Below are 18,077 nucleotides of genomic sequence, written 5' to 3'. Positions count from 1 at the left end.
CCCCCCCCCCCCCCCCCCCCCCCCCCCCCCCCCCCCCCCGCCCCCCCCCCCCCCCCCCCCCCCCCCCCCCCCCCCCCCCCCCCCCCCGGCTCCGGCGCGAGCGCGGCGCGGGGGCCTCGTCGTCCTCGGCCGGTGCGGCGTCGTCGGCGACGTCCTCGACGTCCTCGACGTCGGGCGACTCGGGCAGCGGCCGGCGGCTGCGACGGCGGGGCGCCGGCGGGGCCTCGGCCTCCGGCGGCGCCACGAAGCTGACGAAGGCCGGGACCGCCGGCGCGGCGACCGGCGGCGGCGGGGCGAAGTCCCCGGGGTCGGCGGCACCGGCCGGGCGGGTGGCCCGGCGGCGCGGCCGGGCGATGACCGCCGTCGGCTCCGGGGAGCTGAACTGGGCGCCGAAGGGCGAGCCGACCGGCTCGTCCTCGGGCTCCTCGGGCTCCTCGGGCTCTTCCCGGGGCCCGGCGCCGGCCTCCGCCGGCGACTCGGCCGCAGCCGTCTCGGCCGGCTCCTCCGCTGGGGTCTCCCCCGCGGCCGCCTCCCCGGTGAGCACCTCCGCGACGGCGGCGGCGTCGCCGCCCGGGGTGCTGTCGGGAGTGCTCTCGGGAGTGGTCGTGTCGCTGCTGGTGTCGTTGTCCTGGTCGGCCACGAGGGCTCGCCTCCTGTGTGGTGCTCCCGGGCGCCGGTCCCCGCGGGGACAGGCGGCCGCGCAGGAGCACGGGTTGGGCGGGCCGGGCGGCCGCTCCGGGTGCGGCGGCGCGTCCGGCCTGCGAAGTCTGTGGTCGGTCCCGGTCGGCGGTGGCCGCGTCCGGGGCCGGTCTGCAGGTGGTGCGGGACTGCAGGTGGTGCGGTGGTCTGGGGTGGTGCGGTGGTCTCGGTGGTGCCGGGCGGGCGCGTCACGTCTGGCAGCCGTGCCGCTCGACGTCGCGGTGGCGCCCGGGCTCGCCGGTCAGACCGCGGCGTGCTCCCCCTGGCAGCGGGTGCGCGCCACTCGGTCGGGACCGAGCGGATCGGCCACGGTCCCGCTGTCGTCGAGCCGGCCCTGCGCCTCACGCACGGCCCGGGGGGGCGACGGCGGGCGCAGGTCGGCGACGGCAGCGAGAGCGGCCACCACGTCGTCGGGTCGAACGGCGGGCGTCACCTGCCGGACGACCACGTGCAGTATGGCACGTCCCGCCGCACCGCCCGCGGTCGCCGAGGCCACGGGGCCCCGCGCATCGACGTCGCGCAGGCCGTTCTTGGTGCGCTTGGCCACGGTGACCTCGTCGCGGGCGAGGAACGCGGCGAGCGCCGCAGACAGCTCGGCGGGCTCGACGCCGGGCAGCTCGATGCTCCACCGGGCGGCGTCGATCCGGTCGGCGAGCGACCCGCCGCCCTCGGCGGCCTCGACGCACTCGAGCACGTCGATGCCCGGGGGCAGCGAGGCGTCGAGCGCCGCGCGGACCTCCTCGGGGTCGCGGCGCTCGGCCAGGCCGATCTCCAGGTACTCCGCCTCGCTGGCCGCCCCGGTCGGCGCCGCGCCCACGTAGCTGATCTTCGGGTGCGGGGTGAAGCCGGCCGAGTAGGCCATCGGCACCCGCGACCGGCGCAGCGCCCGCTCCAGCGCGCGGGCGAGGTCGCGGTGGGAGGCGAAGCGCAGCGGGCCGCGCTTGGCGTAGCGCAGCCGCAGCTTCTGCACGGTCGGCGGCGGGGGCGGGCCCTCCGGGGAGCGGGCCACCTCAGCGGCCCATCTCAGCGGCCCACGACGGTGAGCGGCAGCAGGCTGCGCCCGGTGGGGCCGATCTGGATCTCGGTGCCCATGGTGGGGCAGACGCCGCAGTCGTAGCAGGGGGTCCACCGGCAGTCGGCGACCTCCTCCTCCGAGAGCGCCTCCTGCCAGTCGTCCCAGAGCCACTCCTTGTCCAGCCCGGAGTCCAGGTGGTCCCAGGGCAGGACCTCGTCCTGGCTGCGCTCGCGGGTGGTGAACCAGTCGAGGTCGACGCCGAACGGGGCGAGCTCCTCGGCGGCGGCGACCCACCGCTCGTAGGAGAAGTGCTCGCTCCAGCCGTCGAACCGGCCACCCTCGCGCCAGACCCGCTCGATCACCCGGCCCACCCGGCGGTCACCGCGGGAGAGCAGTCCCTCGATCACGCCGGGCTTGCCGTCGTGGTAGCGCAGGCCGATGGAGCGGCCGATGCGGCGGTCGGCGTTGATGGCCTGCCGCAGCACCCGCAGCCGGTGGTCGATGGTCTCGGCACTGGCCTGCCCGGCCCACTGGAACGGCGTGTGCGGCTTGGGCACGAAACCGCCGATGGAGACGGTGCAGCGGATGTCCTTGCGGCCGCTGGCCTCCCGGCCGGCGCGGATGACCTCGACGGCGAGCTCGGCGATCTCGAGCACGTCCTCGTCGGTCTCCGTGGGCAGGCCGCACATGAAGTAGAGCTTCACCTGCTGCCAGCCGTTGGCGTAGGCGGTGGTGACCGTGCGGACCAGGTCCTCCTTGGACACGGTCTTGTTGATCACCCGGCGGATGCGCTCGCTGCCGCCCTCGGGCGCGAACGTCAGGCCCGACCGGCGGCCGTTGCGGGACAGCTCGTTGGCGAGGGTGACGTTGAAGGCGTCGACGCGGGTGGAGGGCAGCGACAGCCCGGTATTGGTGCCCTCGTAGCGGTCGGCGAGCTCCTTGGCCACCTGGGCGATCTCGGAGTGGTCGGCGCTGGACAGCGACAGCAGCCCGACCTCCTCGTAGCCGGTGGCGCGCAGCCCCTGGTCGACCATCGAGCCGATGCCGGTGATGGTCCGCTCCCGGACCGGGCGGGTGATCATCCCGGCCTGGCAGAACCGGCAGCCGCGGGTGCAGCCGCGGAAGATCTCCACGCTCATCCGCTCGTGCACGCTCTCTGCCAGGGGCACCAGCGGCGTCTTCGGGTAGGGCCACTCGTCGAGGTCCATGACGGTGCGCTTGCCGACCCGGGCCGGCACGTCGTCGCGGGTGCGGGTCACCGCCGCGATCGCGCCGTCGGGACCGTAGGAGACGGCGTGGAAGCGCGGCACGTAGACGCCGTCGACGCGGGCGAGGCGGGCGAGCAGCTCCTCGCGGCCGCCGGGGCGGCCGGACTCCTTCCACGCCTTGACGACGTCGGTGACGTCGCCGACGGCCTGCTCGCCGTCGCCGAGGACGGCGCAGTCGACGAAGTCCGCGATCGGCTCGGGGTTGAACGCCGCGTGCCCGCCGGCGACGACGACCGGGTGCGTCTCGTCGCGGTCGAGCGCGTGCAGCGGGATGCCGGCGAGGTCGAGGGCCTCGAGCAGGTTGGTGTAGCCGAGCTCGGTGGCGAAGCTCACCCCGAGGACGTCGAAGTCGCGCACGGCGCGGTGGGCGTCGACGGTGAACTGCCCGACACCGTGCGCGCGCATGAGGGCGGCGAGGTCGGGCCAGACGGCGTAGGTGCGCTCGGCCAGGGCGTCGGGCCGCTCGTTGAGCACCTCGTAGAGGATCATGAGGCCCTGGTTGGGCAGCCCCACCTCGTAGGCGTCGGGGTACATCAGCGCCCAGTGGACGGCGACGTCGTCCCACGCCTTGACCTGCGCGTTCAGCTCCCCGCCGACGTACTGGATGGGCTTCTGCACCTGGGCCAGCAGCGGCTCGAGACGGGGGTAGAGGCTCTGTCCGGTCATGACCGGTCCAGGGTAGACGCCGGGCCCGCGGCACCGGACTCCTCCGTCGAACTGCACCCCAGCGTGATCGCTCCTAAACTCATCGTCACCAAACGGGGGACGTCACGAGGGGGACCATGGGCCGGCCGGCCGGGGGCACGAGCACGCTGCAGGACGCCGACGGCGAGCTCGGCACCCGACCCCGGGGCCCGGCGGCACTGTCCCTCCCCCGCGGCCGGACCATGCCCCCCGAGCAGTGGTCGGCCCACCACGCCTTCGTCCTGCGCACGCTCGCCGTCCTGGTCGCGGCCGTGCCGGCCTACGCGCTGCTGCGCGGCCACGACGTGGTGTCCGCGGCCCTGCACACCGCTCCCCTCGCCCTGCTGGCGCTGCTGGCGTGGGCGCCCGGGGTGGGCCGCGACGCCCGCGCCGCGGCCGCCGCCCTCGCGCTGATGACCACCGCCGCGCTCGGCGTGCAGCTGTCCCACGGGGCGACCGAGGCGCACTTCCTGTTCTTCGCGCTGCTGCCGCTGGCCGCGCTCTACGCCGCGCGGGCGCCGTTCCTGCTCGCGATTGCCTTCGTCGGCGTCCACCACTTCCTCATCGGCACGCTGGTGCCGCACGCGGTCTTCGAGCACGACGTCGCGCCGCTGCCGATGGCCTGCCTGCACGCGGCGTTCGTGCTGCTGGAGAGCTGGGCGTGCCTGGTGGCCTGGCGGCGGTTCGACGACCGCCGCGAGATCGTCGAGGCGCTGGTCGCCGAGCGCACCGCCGAGCTCGCCGCCCAGCGCGACGAGCTCGCCGGCCTCGCCGCCGTCGTGCAGTCCACCGACGACGCGGTGGTCACCGCCACCCCCGACGGGCGGATCACCTCGTGGAACCCCGGCGCCGAGCGGCTCTACGGCTGGCCGGCCGCCGAGGTGCTCGGCCGGCACGTGTCGCTGGTCGGGACCGGTCAGGAGCTGCCCGCGGACCTCACCACGATGCCCACCGGGACGATGGAGCGGCGGCAGCGGCGCCGCGACGGGTCGGAGGTCGACGCGCTGGTCACCCTCTCGGTCGTGCGCGGGCAGGACGGCACGGCGACGGGCGTGGCCGCCATCGTCCGCGACATCACCGGGCGCAAGCGCAGTGAGGCCCAGGCACACGCGACCGCCCGCCAGCTCGAGCAGCAGGCCGGCGAGCTGGCGCGGATGGCGCTGCACGACCCGCTCACCGGGCTGGCCAACCGCGCGCTGATGCAGGACCGCCTCGAGCACGCCCTCGCCGACCGCCGCGTCCGCCGGCACGCGGTGCTGCTGCTCGACCTCGACGACTTCAAGGCGGTCAACGACGTCTGCGGGCACGAGGCCGGCGACGCGGTCCTGACCGCCGTCGCCCGGCGACTGGAGTCCTCCGTGCGCCCGGCCGACACCGTCGCCCGCCTCGGCGGCGACGAGTTCGTCGTCCTGATGGAGGACGTCGAGGGCCGCCGCGACGTGGTGACCGTGGCCGAGCGGCTGCTGCGGGCGCTGCGCGAACCCGTGGCCTGGGGCGAGGAGCGGTTCACCGTGGGCGGCAGCGTGGGGGTCACCCTCACCGACGCCGGGGACCGCCGCGGCATGGACGACCTGCTGCGCGACGCCGACCTGGCCATGTACGTGGCCAAGTCCGGCGGCAAGAACCGGGTGCGGGTCTTCGAGCGCGGGATGCGCGAGGAGGTCGCCGCGCAGGACGAGCTGGTGCGCGACCTGCGCCGGGCCGTCGACGGCGGTGAGCTGCGGCTGCTGTACCAGCCGCAGGTCGACCTGCGCACCGGCGCGGTCACCGGCGTCGAGGCGCTGGTGCGGTGGCAGTCACCCGGCCGCGGGCTGGTGGAGCCGGCCGGCTTCGTCCCGGTCGCCGAGGCCACCGGGATCGTCGACGCCATCGACGACTGGGTGATCGCCGAGGCCTGCACCCAGCTGCGGTCCTGGGACGCGGCGGGCCTGCCGGAGCTGCGCATGGCGGTCAACGTCTCCCCGCGCCGGCTGGCCACCGGCGACCTCGCGGTCTCGCTGGCCGCCGCCGCGCGCGCCGCCGGGGTCGACCCCGGGCGGCTGGAGATCGAGGTCCCCGAGGCGGTGGCCGCCGGGCCCGACGCCGCGGCCGGCATCCGCGAGGTCCGGGCGCTGGGCGTGCACGTGGCCATCGACGACTTCGGCACCGGGTCGTCGTCGCTGGCGCGGCTGCGGGAGCTGCCGCTGGACCGGCTGAAGATCGACCCGTCGTCGGTGGCCCTGCTGGGCGACGGGGCGGCGGCCGGCTCGCTGGCCCGTGCCGTGGTCGCCCTCGGAGACAGCCTGGGCCTGGAGGTCGTCGCCGAGGGCGTGGAGCAGCCGGGTCAGCTCGCCGCGCTGCGCGCCCTCGGCTGCGACGCCGCGCAGGGCCACCTGCTCGGCTCGCCGGTGCCGGCCGCGGCGGTGGCCCGCCTGGTCGGCAGCGGTCGGCCGCTGATCAGCGCGGCGTAGGCGCGCCCGCTCAGGAGAGACCGGGGAAGAACAGGCCGATCTCGCGGGCGGCGGACTCGGCGGAGTCCGAGCCGTGCACGATGTTGGACTGCACCTCGAGGGCGAAGTCGCCGCGGATGGTGCCGGGCGCGGCCTTCACCGGGTCGGTGGCCCCGGCCAGCGCGCGGAACGCCTCCACCGCGCGCGGCCCCTCGACGACGAGGGCCAGCAGCGGGCCGCCGGTGATGAACTCGACCAGCGAGCCGAAGAAGGGCTTGTCGCGGTGCTCGCCGTAGTGCTCCTCGGCGACCTCGCGGGTCAGGGTGCGCAGCTCGGCGGCGACCAGGCGCAGGCCCTTGGCCTCCAGCCGCGAGACGACCTCTCCGACCAGGCCGCGGGCGACGCCGTCGGGCTTGACGAGGACCAGGGTGCGATCAGTCACGGGACGGCAGCCTACGGGGACCGATCTGTCAACTCGGGTTGACAGGTCGGCGTTCGTCAACCACAGTTGACACCATGACCGGCCGCACCTCCGACGAGACGCTCACCGCCGCCACCAGCGACGACCCGGCGGTGGGCCTGCGCGGGGTCCGCGCGCTGCGCGACCTCGCCGACCGGCTGGAGGTGCTGCAGGTCGCGGCCGCCCGCCGTCGCGGGTGGTCGTGGCAGCAGGTCGCCGACGCGCTCGGCGTCACGCGGCAGGCGGTGCACAAGAAGCACGCCCGGTCATCCGGTCACTCGTGGGAGGAGTCCTGAGGTGTTCGAACGATTCGCCGCCGAGGCCCGCACCGTCGTGGTCCTGGCCCAGGAGGAGGCCCGCGCCGCCGGCGCGGACAGCGTCGACCCGGTGCACCTGCTCGTCGCCCTCGCCGCCGCCCCCGGCCCCGCCGGCCGGCTGCTCGACGACGCCGGCGCCTCCGCGGCCGGCCTCCGGGCGGGCCTGGCCCCCGCCGCGGGCAGCGGCCCGCTCGACGCGGAGGCGCTGGCGGCCCTGGGCATCGACCTCGACCGGGTGCGGGCGGCCGCCGAGGCCGCGTTCGGCCCGGGAGCGCTCGACCGCGGGTCGCGCACCCGGCGGTCGGGCCACCTGCGCTTCGCCGCCGGCAGCCGGGAGGCGCTCAAGCAGGCGCTGCGCGCGGCGATCCGGCGCGGCGACCGGGTCATCGACGGCCGCCACCTGCTCGCCGGTGTGCTCGCGGTGGGCGACCCCCCGGTGACCGGGGCGCTGGTCCGGGCGGGCGCCGACGTCGCCGGCCTGCACCGTCGCCTGGCCGGGGAGGCCGACGCCGCCTAGTGGGGCTGCTCAGGGCTCCCCGGAGGGGGCTGCCGGCTCGCCGAAGGGCGAGCCGAGCAGCTCCTTGCGGATCTGCAGCAGGTAGAGCCAGATGAGCACGAAGACACCGCCGACGAACCACATGGCGGCGTCGATCAGGCCGGTGAGCAGCAGCGGCACCTGCAGCGCGGTGCCGACCTCCAGGCCGCGCGGGCGCCGCTGGATGCCGCTGGCCAGCACCAGGACGGCGGCGAGCACGAGCAGGACCGTGAGCCGGACGCCGCCCAGGCCGGCCTCGGTCTGCGCGATGGCGCGCGGGACGAACAGCACCGCGATGCCCTCCAGCAGCAGCACCGCCGCGGCCGCGCCGCGCAGCGCCCGGGCCGCGCGGACCGGGTCGGGTGCGGTCACGGTCGCCCGCCGAGCACGGTGCGGGCCTCCCCCGCGGTGACCACGCTGCCGGTGACGAGCACGCCGGAGCCGCCCAGCGCGTCGTCCGGCCCGGCCTCGGCCAGCTCGATCGCCTCGGTGAGCGCCTCGGGCAGCCGCGGGGAGACGCTCACCCGGTCGGCGCCGAACACGTCGACGGCCAGCGCGCCGAGCTCGTCGGCCGGCATCGCGCGCGGCGAGGCGTTCTGGGTGACCACCAGCTCCGCGCAGACGGTCTCCAGCTCGCGCAGCATCCCCTCGACGTCCTTGCCGCGCACGCAGCCGACGACGCCGACCAGCCGGGTGAAGTCGAAGGACTCCCGGATCGCCTCCACCGTGGCGGCCATGCCGGCGGGGTTGTGCGCGGCGTCGACCAGCACGGTGGGACTGGTGCGCACCCGCTCCAGCCGGCCCGGGGAGCGCACCGCGGCGAACGCCGCGCGCACGGTGTCGACGTCGACCGGCCCGGTGGACGCGCTCGCGCCGAGGAACGCCTCGACGGCGGCCAGCGCGGTGGCGGCGTTCTGCGCCTGGTGCGCGCCGAACAGCGGCAGGAACACCTCGGCGTACTCCCCGCCGAGGCCCTGCAGCCGCAGCTGCTGCCCGCCGACGGCGACCTTCCGCTCCAGCACGCCGAACTCGGTGCCCTCGCGGGCGACGACCGCCTCGACCTCGACCGCGCGGCGCACCAGCGCGTCGAGGGCGGCCGGCTGCTGGCGGGCCAGGACGGCGATCGAGTCGGGCTTGACGATCCCGGCCTTCTCGCCGGCGATCGTGCCGACGTCGGGCCCCAGGTACTCGGCGTGGTCGAGGGCCACCGGCGTGACGACGGCGACCCGGGCGTCGACGACGTTGGTGGCGTCCCACGTGCCGCCCATGCCGACCTCGACGACGGCGACGTCGACCGGGGCCTCGGCGAACAGCGCGTACGCCATCCCCACCACGACCTCGAAGAAGCTCATCGGGTGCTCGCCGGCGGCGTCGACCAGCCGCACGTACGGCGCGATGTCGTCGTAGGTCTCGACGAACCGCTCCTCGCTCACCGGCTCGCCGTCGAGCACGATCCGCTCGCGCACCGACTGCAGGTGCGGGCTGGTGAACCGGCCCACCCGCAGGCCGAAGCCGCGCAGCAGCTCGTCGACCATCCGCGCCGTCGTCGTCTTGCCGTTGGTCCCGGCGACCTGCACCACCGGGTAGGCCCGGTGCGGGTCGCCGAGCAGGTCCACGAGGGCGGCGATGCGGGCCAGCGAGGGCTCCAGCCGGGTCTCCGGCCAGCGCGCCAGCAGCTCCTCCTCCACGCGGGTCAGGTCGCTGCTCATCCTCCCCAGGATGCCAGCCGCGCGGTTCCTAGGATGGAGGTCATGGTCGCCGACACCCGCACCCCGGTCAGCACCGCTCCGGGAGCCGGCGCGGGCGTACCCGACAAGCCCACCATCGACGGTCTGGAGGAGAAGTGGGCCGCCCGCTGGGCGGAGGCCGACACCTACGCCTTCGACCGCGCGGCGGCGCTGTCGGCCCCCCGGGAGCAGACGTACTCGATCGACACCCCGCCGCCGACGGCGAGCGGGTCGCTGCACGTCGGGCACGTGTTCAGCTACACGCACACCGACTTCGTGGCCCGCTACCAGCGGATGCGCGGCCGGCACGTCTACTACCCGATGGGCTGGGACGACAACGGCCTGCCCACCGAGCGCCGGGTGCAGAACTTCTACGGCGTCCGCTGCGACCCCTCGCTCCCCTACGACGCGTCGTTCGAGCCCCCGGCCAAGCCGGGCAAGGACCAGCTCCCGGTCAGCCGGCGCAACTTCGTCGAGCTGTGCATGCAGCTGACCGAGGAGGACGAGCGCGCCTTCGAGCAGCTGTGGCGCCGCGTCGGGCTGTCGGTGGACTGGTCGAACGTCTACCGCACGATCTCGGAGACCTCCCGCGCCACCGCGCAGCGGATGTTCCTGCGCAACCTGGCCCGCGGCGAGGCCTACGCCCAGGAGGCGCCGACCCTCTGGGACGTCACCTTCCGCACCGCCGTCGCCCAGGCCGAGCTCGAGGACCGCGACCGCCCCGGCGCCTACCACCGGATCTCCTTCCACGGCCCGGCCGGCCCGGTCTTCATCGAGACCACCCGCCCCGAGCTGCTGCCGGCCTGCGTCGCGCTGGTCGCCCACCCCGACGACGAGCGGTACCGGGCGCTGTTCGGGTCCACCGTGCGCACGCCGCTGTTCGACGTCGAGGTCCCCGTGGTCGCCCACCGCCTGGCCGAGCCGGACAAGGGCTCGGGCATCGCGATGATCTGCACCTTCGGCGACCTCAACGACGTCACCTGGTGGCGGGAGCTGCAGCTGCCCACCCGCGCGGTGATCGGCTGGGACGGCCGCTTCGTCGCCGACGCCCCCGAGGGGGTGCCCGCCGAGGTCTACGCGGAGCTGGCCGGCAAGACGTCCTACAGCGCCCAGCAGCGGATCGTGGAGCTGCTGCGGGAGTCCGGCGACCTGCACGGCGAGCCCACGGCGATCACCCACCCGGTCAAGTTCTACGAGAAGGGCGAGCGGCCGCTGGAGATCGTCACCACCCGGCAGTGGTACATCCGCAACGGCGGCCGCGACGCCGACCTGCGCGAGGCCCTCATCGCCCGCGGCCGGGAGATCCAGTGGGTGCCCGAGCACATGCGGTACCGCTACGAGAACTGGGTCGAGGGCCTCAACGGCGACTGGCTGATCAGCCGGCAGCGCTTCTTCGGCGTCCCGTTCCCGGTCTGGTACCGGCTCGACCCCTCCGGCGACCCCGTCTACGACGACCCGATCCTCGCCGCGGAGGAGTCGCTGCCGGTCGACCCGTCCTCCGACGTGCCGCCCGGCTTCGAGGAGTCCCAGCGCGGGGTGCCCGGCGGGTTCGCCGCCGACCCCGACGTCATGGACACCTGGGCGACGTCGTCGCTGTCGCCGCAGGTGGCCTCGGGCTGGGACACCGACCCGGAGCTGTTCGCGCACGTCTTCCCGATGGACCAGCGGCCGCAGGCGCACGACATCATCCGCACCTGGCTGTTCTCCACCGTCGTCCGCTCGCACTTCGAGTTCGGCACGGTGCCGTGGTCGCACGCGACGATCTCCGGGTTCGTCGTCGACCCCGACCGCAAGAAGATGTCGAAGTCCAAGGGCAACGTGGTCACCCCGATCGACGTGCTCGAGCGCTACGGCACCGACGCGGTGCGCTGGCGCGCCGCCGGTGCCCGGCCGGGGGCGGACTCGCCGTTCGACGAGGCGCAGATGAAGGTCGGCCGGCGGCTAGCCATGAAGATCCTCAACGTCGGCAAGTTCGTGCTCGGCCTCGGGGTCACCGCGGGGCTGACCGGCGAGCAGGTCACCGAGCCGATCGACCAGGGGCTGCTGCGCCGGCTCGCCGACGTCGTCGACGAGGCCACCGCGGCGATGGAGGCCTACAACTACACCCGCGCGCTCGAGGTCACCGAGACGTTCTTCTGGTCGTTCTGCGACGACTACGTGGAGCTGGTCAAGTCCCGCGCGTACGGCACCGGCGCGGCGGCGGAGTCGGCGCAGGCCGCGCTGGCGCTGGCGCTGTCGGTGCAGCTGCGGCTGTTCGCGCCCGTGCTGCCGTTCGTCACCGAGGAGGTCTGGTCCTGGTGGCAGGGCGGCTCGGTGCACCGCGCCGCGTGGCCGGCCGCCGCCGAGCTGCCCGCCGGCGGCGACCCGGAGGTGCTGCCGGCGGTGGCCGCCGCGCTGGCCGGGGTCCGCAAGGCCAAGTCCGACGCCAAGGTGTCGATGCGCGCCGACGTCGAGTCCGCGACCGTCACCACGCCCGACGTCGCGCTGGTCGAGGCCGGCCGCGGTGACCTCGTCGCCGCCGGGCGGATCGCCGCGCTGACCGTCGTCGCCGGTGAGGGACCGCTGTCGGTCGACGTCGTCCTGGCGCCGCCCGCGGAGGGCTGACCCTCGCGGCTCCCCGCCCCCGAGGGGCCGGGGAGCCGCCCGTGCGGGATCGTTCGACGCAGACGTCGGCGGTCCCGGGCGGGCCGCGCGCCGGGAGGGGGACGGGCCGTGCCACTGGTGACCGTGCTGGCGACCGGCGGCACGATCGCCACCCGCGCCGACGCCCGCGGGGTCGGCACCGCCCGGGACGCCGGCGCGGACCTGGTGGCCCGGCTCGACCTGCCGCCCGGCGTCGAGGTCCGCGTCGAGGACGTGCTGCGGGTCGGGAGCTACCTGATGACCCTGCAGCGGGTGCACACCCTCGCCGTCCGGGCCGCCGACGTGCTGGGCGACCCCGGCGTCGGCGGGCTCGTGGTCACCCACGGCACCGACACCATCGAGGAGACGGCCTACCTCCTCGACCTCTTCCACGCCGACCCGCGCCCGGTCGTGGTGACCGGGGCGCAGCGCCCCGCCGACGCGCCCGACAGCGACGGGCCGCGCAACCTCACCGAGGCGGTCACCGTGGCGGCGAGCGACGCCGCCCGCGACCTCGGCGTGCTCGTCACCTTCGGCGGGCGGGTCTTCGCCGCCCGCGGGGTCCGCAAGGGCCACACGCTGGCCGCCGACACCTTCACCGCGCCCGACACCGGCCCGGTCGGGTGGGTCACCGCGGGCCGGGTCGGGATCGAGAGCCGGCCCGTCCGCGGCCCGGCCCTCGACCTCGCCGCCTTCGACCCGGCCGGCGTGCGGGTCGACGTCCTCGCCTGCCACCCCGACGCCGACGCCGTCGCGCTGCGGGCCTTCGCCGACGCGGGCGCCCGCGGGATCGTGCTGGAGGCCACCGGCGCCGGCAACGCCAACCCGGCGGTCGTCGCGGCGGTCGAGGAGCTGGTCGCCGCCGGGGTCGTCGTCGTGACGTCCACCCGGGTGGCGGCCGGGCGGGTCGCCGCGCTGTACGGCAACGGCGGCGGCGCGGACCTGCTGGCCGCCGGCGCCGTCCCCAGCGGGCTGCTGCGCCCCTCGCAGGCCCGCGTCCTGCTCGCCGCCCTGCTGGGCGTGCACCGCGACCCGGGCACCGTCCGGGCCGGGTTCGCCGCCCGGGTCACCGGCTGACGCCCGTCGGCCGGGTCCTCGAGGAAGGGAAGTGCCATGGCCAAGGAGATCCTCTGCGCCTTCGGGATCGACGTCGACGCGGTGGCCGGGTGGCTGGGGTCCTACGGCGGCGAGGACTCGCCGGACGACATCTCGCGCGGCATGTTCGCCGGCGAGGTCGGCACCCCGCGGCTGCTCGACCTCTTCGCCCGCCGGGACATGACGACGACGTGGTTCTGGCCCGGGCACTCGATCGAGACCTTCCCCGACCAGTTCCGCCGGTGCGTCGACGCCGGGCACGAGATCGGCGTGCACGGCTACAGCCACGAGAACCCGATCGCGATGAGCCGGGAGCAGGAGGCGGCGGTGCTCGACCGCTCGATCGAGCTCATCACGCGGGTCACCGACCGCCGCCCGACCGGCTACGTCGCGCCGTGGTGGGAGTTCTCCCCCGTCACCAACGAGCTGCTGCTCGAGCGCGGCATCACGTACGACCACTCGCTCATGCACGACGACTTCACGCCCTACCGGGTCCGCGTCGGGGACAGCTGGACCAAGATCGACTACTCGCAGCCGGCCGACACCTGGATGAAGCCGCTGGTGCGCGGCGAGGAGACCGACCTGATCGAGATCCCGGCGAACTGGTACCTCGACGACCTCCCGCCGATGATGTTCATCAAGGCCAGCCCCAACAGCCACGGTTTCGTCAGCCCGCGCCACCTCGGCGAGTCCTGGCAGGACCAGTTCGACTGGGTGTACCGCGAGATGGACTACGCGGTGGTCACCTTCACGGTCCACCCCGACGTCTCCGGGCGGCCGCAGGTGCTGCTCATGCTCGAGCGGCTCATCGAGCACGTGAACGGTCACGAGGGCGTGCGCTGGACGACCTTCGACCAGATCGCCGGCGACTACGCCGCGCGCTTCCCCCGGCAGGGCTGAGCGCCCGCGTGTGCGGGGCGTGCGGCACCCGGTCCGGCGTCGACTGGGCGGCGCCCTTCCTGGGTGCTGCGCCCGCCCGGTCGGCCGCCGCGCGGGTGGTGCGCTCGGCGACCGGCCGGCCCGCCGACGTCCGGCCCGTGGCGGGGGGCTGGCTGGTGCGCCGGCCCACCGGCGCGTCGGCAGTGGCTCACACGCTGACGGCGCTGGTCGGCTCCCTCGGGCCGCCGGCCGACGCCGACGTCGAGCTGCCGGTGGCCCCGGGGACGCACCTGCCGGCACCGGACCGACGCCGTCCCGTGGTCCTGGTGCACGGGCCCGCTCCCGGGGCGGTCGACGCCGGGGCCCCGGACTGGGGCGAGCGGCTGATGACCGGCCCGTCCGGCATGGTGGCCACGCCCGGGGACCCGCGGCCGGTGCTCGCCGCGCTCCTCGGTGACCCGCTGCGCCGGCACGTCCGGGTCGAGGGGCTCGACGCCGCGACGCTGCCCGGCTGGGGTCCGGTCACCGGCCGGCTGCCCGCGGTCCCGGCCGCCGTGCTGCCCGGGCAGGTCCCGTCGCTGGTGGCGCTGCTCGCGCTGCGGCTGTCGGGCCGCCCGCCGGGTGAGCGCACCCGCACCCGGGTCGACGCCGGGCGGGCGACGGTGGTCCTCGACGCGCTCGGCCCCACGGTGCTGGGGGCGTGGACGGACGTGGCATGAAGCCCGTCCTCAGGCGGCGTCGTCCTGGGCCCAGTCCGGGGCCGGGCCCATGCCCAGCCGCCAGCGGGCCGCCTCCTCCGACGGGCTGCGGTCGCCCAGCGCCAGCCGCAGGGCGCCCAGCTGCGCCCGGGCCACCGCGACCGGCGCCGCTCCGCCCCGGCCGCGACCGGGGACGCCGGCGCACCCGGCGAGCGTGGGCGAGACCAGCTGGGCGGCCGCGCCGGACAGGCCGCGGTAGAAGACCCGCTCCGGCGGGCTGAGCCCCGGCGGGGCGGCGAGGAAGGCCCGCAGCGAGTCGGGGACGGGTGCCAACTGGGGCCGGTAGGCGGCCAGCGCGTCGGCGAGCTCGGCGGCGCTGCGCGGCAGGTTGGTGGCGCCGAGGTGCTCGGCGCTGCGGGCCCAGTCGGCGACGTAGGCGTCGGGCCAGGACCGGCCGAAGCGGGCGGTGAGGTCGCGGCCGACGGCCTGCTGGGCGGCGAGGAAGGCGTCGGTGAAGGCCAGGTGCACCCAGCGCAGCAGCTGCGGGTCGGAGGCGGAGTAGGGGCGGCCGCGCACCCGGCCGCGGACGCTGCCGTGCATGCCGCGCACCCGGGCGGCCTCCCGCTCGGCGAGCTCCGCGGAGCCGAAGGTGGTCACCACCAGCCAGCGGGCGGTGCCGGCGAGGCGCTTCCACGGGTCCTCGCGGTAGGCCGAGTGCTGCTGCACGCCGGCGAGCGCGAGCGGGTGCGCGGCCTGCCCGAGCAGGGCCGCGACCCCGCCGACGAGGGTCGAGAGGTCGCCGTGCACCCGCCAGACGACGCCGTCGGGCTCGAACCACCCCGGCCCGGTCCCCACGCGGGCGATGTCGCGGACCCAGTCGGGAGCGCCGGTCGGGTCACCGGAGACGCGGGAGCGGAACGCCGCGCGCGCCGCGTCGGGGAGGGCGGTGAGGACGCGCACGCCGTCGAGGGTGCCACCCGACCGGATCGTGCGCCGCCTGACTGCGAGCGTGGGCGCCGGCGCCGGGTCCTGGGCCCTCACGTGCTGCGTCAGCGCACACGCTGGGGGTTCAATAGACGGCAGCGCGCCCGGTGCACCGCGCGGATCTCGGCGCGGCAGGCCTCCGGCTCGGCGGTCAGCCGCCGGAACCCGAACCGCAGCGTCTGCCAGCCCGCCGTCGCCACGAGCGCGTCACGCCTGATGTCGCGTTCGCGCTGGGTCCGGGAGCCGTGCCAGGCGGCGCCGTCCATCTCGACGGCCAGCAGCGCCTCCTCGCAGGCGGCGTCGAGGAGGAAGACCTCCCCCGCGACCTCCAGGCGGCGCTGCAGCGTGAACGCCGGCATGTCGGGCCCGCGGAGCACGGCCAGGCATCCCCAGATCTCCAGCTCGCTGCGGCACCCCTCGGCCAGCAGCCGGGTGAGCTCGACCAGGTCCGCCCGTCCTGGCAGGCAGGGCCGGCGCCGGAGCTCCCGGGCCAGGTCCGCCGGCCGGCACAGCCGGCGACGGACGGCGTCGATGGCGGCGGCACGGAGCTGGTTCCTGGTCAACCCGCCGGGACGGCCCCAGGCGTCGACCACCGCCCGCTCGGGACACGACACCGGCAGCCCGTCGACCCGGCGCACGCTGTGGTCGAGGTCCCGGGTCCGGTGCAGGACCACGCCCGGGGTCCCCCGGCCGCTGCGCGTGAGGCCCACGGTCAGGTGGACCGGGCCGCCGGGCCGGGCCAGGTCCCAGAGCGCCAGGGCGGACCCGTGGCTGACGACCCCGGCACACGACCGCGCCGCCGCCTCGATCCGCAACCGCCAGTCCCCGACAGCACCGGGCAGCGCGTAGACGCCGGGCTGCAGCCGTCGCAGCCGCCCGTCGGCCACCCAGCGGGCCAGCGTGCTGCGGTCCACCCGGGCGGTGAGCGACTCCCAGGTCGCCCACCCGTCCGGGCCGACGACGGTGGCCGGGTCGTGTGCCATGCGGCGAGGCTCACCGGGACCGCAGCCGGACGGGCGCGGGTGGCACGAGCTGTGGACGGCGGGCCGACCCGTGGACGACGGCGTGCGTGTGCGCCCACGCCGCGTTCCGGGCCGTGGAACCCGGCGCCGGCGCACACACACCGGGCTGCGGCCCCACGACCCGGCGCCGGCGCACACGCTCGGCCGGTCCACCCACGCAGAAGAGCCCGCCCCCGGAGGTCGGGGACGGGCTCGTCAGCGTTCGGTCAGCGCCTCAGGCGCTCTTCTCGCGGCGCTCGCGGGTGGGCTTGCGCGGCACGATGGTCGGGTTGACGTGCTCCAGCACGACCTCCTTGGAGATGACCACGGAGGCGACGTCGTCGCGGCTGGGCACCTCGTACATCACCGACTGCAGCACCTCCTCCATGATCGCGCGGAGCCCACGGGCGCCGGTGCCGCGGAGGATGGCCTGGTCGGCGATGGCCTCGAGGGCGTCGTCGGTGAAGTCCAGCTCCACCCCGTCGAGCTCGAACAGCCGCCGGTACTGGCGCACCAGCGCGTTCTTCGGCTCGGTGAGGATCTGGATCAGCGCGTCCCGGTCGAGGGCCTGCACGCTGGTGATCACCGGGAGCCGGCCGATGAACTCGGGGATCATGCCGAACTTCAGCAGGTCCTCGGGCATGACCTCGGCGAAGGCGCTGGAGGCCTCGATCTCCTTCTTGCCGCGGATCTCCGCGCCGAAGCCGATCCCCTGCTTGCCGACCCGCTGCTCGATGACCTTCTCGAGGCCCGCGAAGGCACCGCCCACGATGAACAGCACGTTCGTCGTGTCGATCTGGATGAACTCCTGGTGCGGGTGCTTGCGGCCGCCCTGCGGCGGCACCGACGCCGTCGTCCCCTCGAGGATCTTCAGCAGCGCCTGCTGCACGCCCTCGCCGGAGACGTCGCGGGTGATCGACGGGTTCTCGCTCTTGCGGGCGATCTTGTCGACCTCGTCGATGTAGATGATCCCGGTCTCGGCGCGCTTGACGTCGTAGTCGGCGGCCTGGATCAGCTTGAGCAGGATGTTCTCGACGTCCTCGCCGACGTAGCCGGCCTCGGTCAGCGCCGTGGCGTCGGCGATCGCGAAGGGCACGTTGAGCATCCGGGCCAGCGTCTGGGCCAGGTGCGTCTTGCCGCAGCCCGTGGGGCCCATCAGCAGGATGTTGGACTTGGCCAGCTCGACGGAGTCGTCGCGGCTGGAGCGCTCACCGCCGGCCTGCACCCGCTTGTAGTGGTTGTAGACGGCGACGGCGAGGGTGCGCTTGGCCTTCTCCTGGCCGATGACGTACTGCTCGAGGAAGTCGTGGATCTCGCGGGGCTTCGGCAGCTCGTCGAACTTCAGGTCCGACGACTCCGAGAGCTCCTCCTCGATGATCTCGTTGCAGAGGTCGATGCACTCGTCGCAGATGTAGACGCCGGGGCCCGCGATGAGCTTCTTGACCTGCTTCTGGCTCTTCCCGCAGAACGAGCACTTGAGCAGGTCACCGCTCTCACCGATTCGTGCCACCTGCTGACCTCCACCTCGGGGGGGAGCAGACCCTGGGGAAGCGGGCCTGCGGATGTCGTGTCACTGCTGTGCCCGTGCTCGGTCCCGCTGGTGGCGGGGTGCCGTGAGGACGGTCCTCCCGGCGCTGCTGGCCGGGGATCGGGCGCTCGCCGAC

The 18,077-nt window shown here is 75.6% G+C and carries 15 protein-coding genes; 7 read left to right on the top strand and 8 right to left on the bottom strand.

The annotated features are described in order from the left end of the window. Positions 1 to 940: 940 nt before the first annotated feature. Positions 941 to 1,708, bottom strand: coding sequence for a TIGR03936 family radical SAM-associated protein (locus ACI780_RS20015; protein ID WP_456871127.1), 768 nt, complete (start codon positions 1,706 to 1,708; stop codon positions 941 to 943). Between the two features lie 14 nt (positions 1,709 to 1,722). Next, a complete protein-coding gene (locus tag ACI780_RS20010; RefSeq protein WP_457005204.1) occupies positions 1,723 to 3,648 on the bottom strand; it encodes a TIGR03960 family B12-binding radical SAM protein in 1,926 nt (641 codons plus the stop codon). Positions 3,649 to 3,764: 116 nt separating this feature from the next. Between ACI780_RS20010 and ACI780_RS20005 the strand changes: the two genes are divergently transcribed. Continuing rightward, a complete protein-coding gene (locus tag ACI780_RS20005) occupies positions 3,765 to 6,116 on the top strand; it encodes a putative bifunctional diguanylate cyclase/phosphodiesterase (protein ID WP_457005202.1) in 2,352 nt (783 codons plus the stop codon). Between the two features lie 10 nt (positions 6,117 to 6,126). On the opposite strand, the gene ndk is transcribed toward ACI780_RS20005, so the two are convergent. Continuing rightward, a complete protein-coding gene (gene ndk / locus ACI780_RS20000) occupies positions 6,127 to 6,537 on the bottom strand; it encodes a nucleoside-diphosphate kinase (protein WP_089404985.1) in 411 nt (136 codons plus the stop codon). A gap of 74 nt (positions 6,538 to 6,611) precedes the next feature. On the opposite strand from ndk, the gene ACI780_RS19995 reads away from it, so the two are divergent. Further along, positions 6,612 to 6,851: a helix-turn-helix domain-containing protein gene (locus tag ACI780_RS19995; RefSeq protein WP_456871130.1), complete on the top strand. Its 240-nt coding sequence runs from the start codon at positions 6,612 to 6,614 to the stop codon at positions 6,849 to 6,851. A 1-nt stretch (position 6,852) separates the two neighbouring features. Beyond that, complete coding sequence (locus ACI780_RS19990) at positions 6,853 to 7,389, top strand: Clp protease N-terminal domain-containing protein (RefSeq protein ID WP_456871131.1); 537 nt, start codon at positions 6,853 to 6,855, stop codon at positions 7,387 to 7,389. Between the two features lie 9 nt (positions 7,390 to 7,398). On the opposite strand, the gene ACI780_RS19985 is transcribed toward ACI780_RS19990, so the two are convergent. Beyond that, positions 7,399 to 7,779 carry a DUF4233 domain-containing protein gene (locus tag ACI780_RS19985; RefSeq protein ID WP_456871132.1) on the bottom strand — a complete coding sequence of 127 codons (381 nt, stop codon included), beginning with the start codon at positions 7,777 to 7,779 and terminating at the stop codon, positions 7,399 to 7,401. Beyond that, positions 7,776 to 9,116 (bottom strand): bifunctional tetrahydrofolate synthase/dihydrofolate synthase, encoded by a 1,341-nt coding sequence (gene folC / locus ACI780_RS19980; protein ID WP_457005198.1) that lies wholly within the window; start codon positions 9,114 to 9,116, stop codon positions 7,776 to 7,778. The genes ACI780_RS19985 and folC overlap by 4 nt, the downstream gene beginning before the upstream one ends. Positions 9,117 to 9,158: 42 nt before the next feature. On the opposite strand from folC, the gene valS reads away from it, so the two are divergent. The 4 genes from valS to ACI780_RS19960 all read left to right on the top strand — a co-directional run bounded on the left by valS (position 9,159) and on the right by ACI780_RS19960 (position 14,449). Further along, positions 9,159 to 11,738 (top strand): valine--tRNA ligase, encoded by a 2,580-nt coding sequence (gene valS / locus ACI780_RS19975; RefSeq protein WP_457005196.1) that lies wholly within the window; start codon positions 9,159 to 9,161, stop codon positions 11,736 to 11,738. Between the two features lie 108 nt (positions 11,739 to 11,846). Next, positions 11,847 to 12,833, top strand: coding sequence for an asparaginase (locus ACI780_RS19970; protein WP_457005194.1), 987 nt, complete (start codon positions 11,847 to 11,849; stop codon positions 12,831 to 12,833). 36 nt (positions 12,834 to 12,869) lie between these two features. Continuing rightward, on the top strand, positions 12,870 to 13,751 hold the full coding sequence (locus ACI780_RS19965; protein ID WP_457005192.1) for a polysaccharide deacetylase family protein: 882 nt from the start codon (positions 12,870 to 12,872) through the stop codon (positions 13,749 to 13,751). 8 nt (positions 13,752 to 13,759) lie between these two features. Then, positions 13,760 to 14,449: a hypothetical protein gene (locus ACI780_RS19960; protein ID WP_457005190.1), complete on the top strand. Its 690-nt coding sequence runs from the start codon at positions 13,760 to 13,762 to the stop codon at positions 14,447 to 14,449. Positions 14,450 to 14,458: 9 nt separating this feature from the next. Here the strand turns inward: ACI780_RS19960 and ACI780_RS19955 are convergent, their stop codons facing one another. The 3 genes from ACI780_RS19955 to clpX form a co-directional block, all read right to left on the bottom strand. Continuing rightward, entirely contained in the window at positions 14,459 to 15,388 is a 930-nt protein-coding gene (locus tag ACI780_RS19955; RefSeq protein ID WP_457005188.1) for an oxygenase MpaB family protein, read from the bottom strand. An 89-nt stretch (positions 15,389 to 15,477) separates the two neighbouring features. Then, the gene (locus ACI780_RS19950) at positions 15,478 to 16,395 is read right to left on the bottom strand and encodes a DUF559 domain-containing protein (protein ID WP_457005186.1); all 918 of its coding nucleotides are present in this window, start codon (positions 16,393 to 16,395) and stop codon (positions 15,478 to 15,480) included. A 253-nt stretch (positions 16,396 to 16,648) separates the two neighbouring features. Next, on the bottom strand, positions 16,649 to 17,923 hold the full coding sequence (gene clpX / locus ACI780_RS19945; RefSeq protein WP_089404995.1) for an ATP-dependent Clp protease ATP-binding subunit ClpX: 1,275 nt from the start codon (positions 17,921 to 17,923) through the stop codon (positions 16,649 to 16,651). Positions 17,924 to 18,077 lie beyond the last annotated feature (154 nt).

It is taken from the genome of Geodermatophilus sp. SYSU D00814, assembly GCF_054050055.1.
Note: the sequence above shows the minus strand (reverse complement) of the source record. Positions and strands in the feature narration are given on the sequence as shown.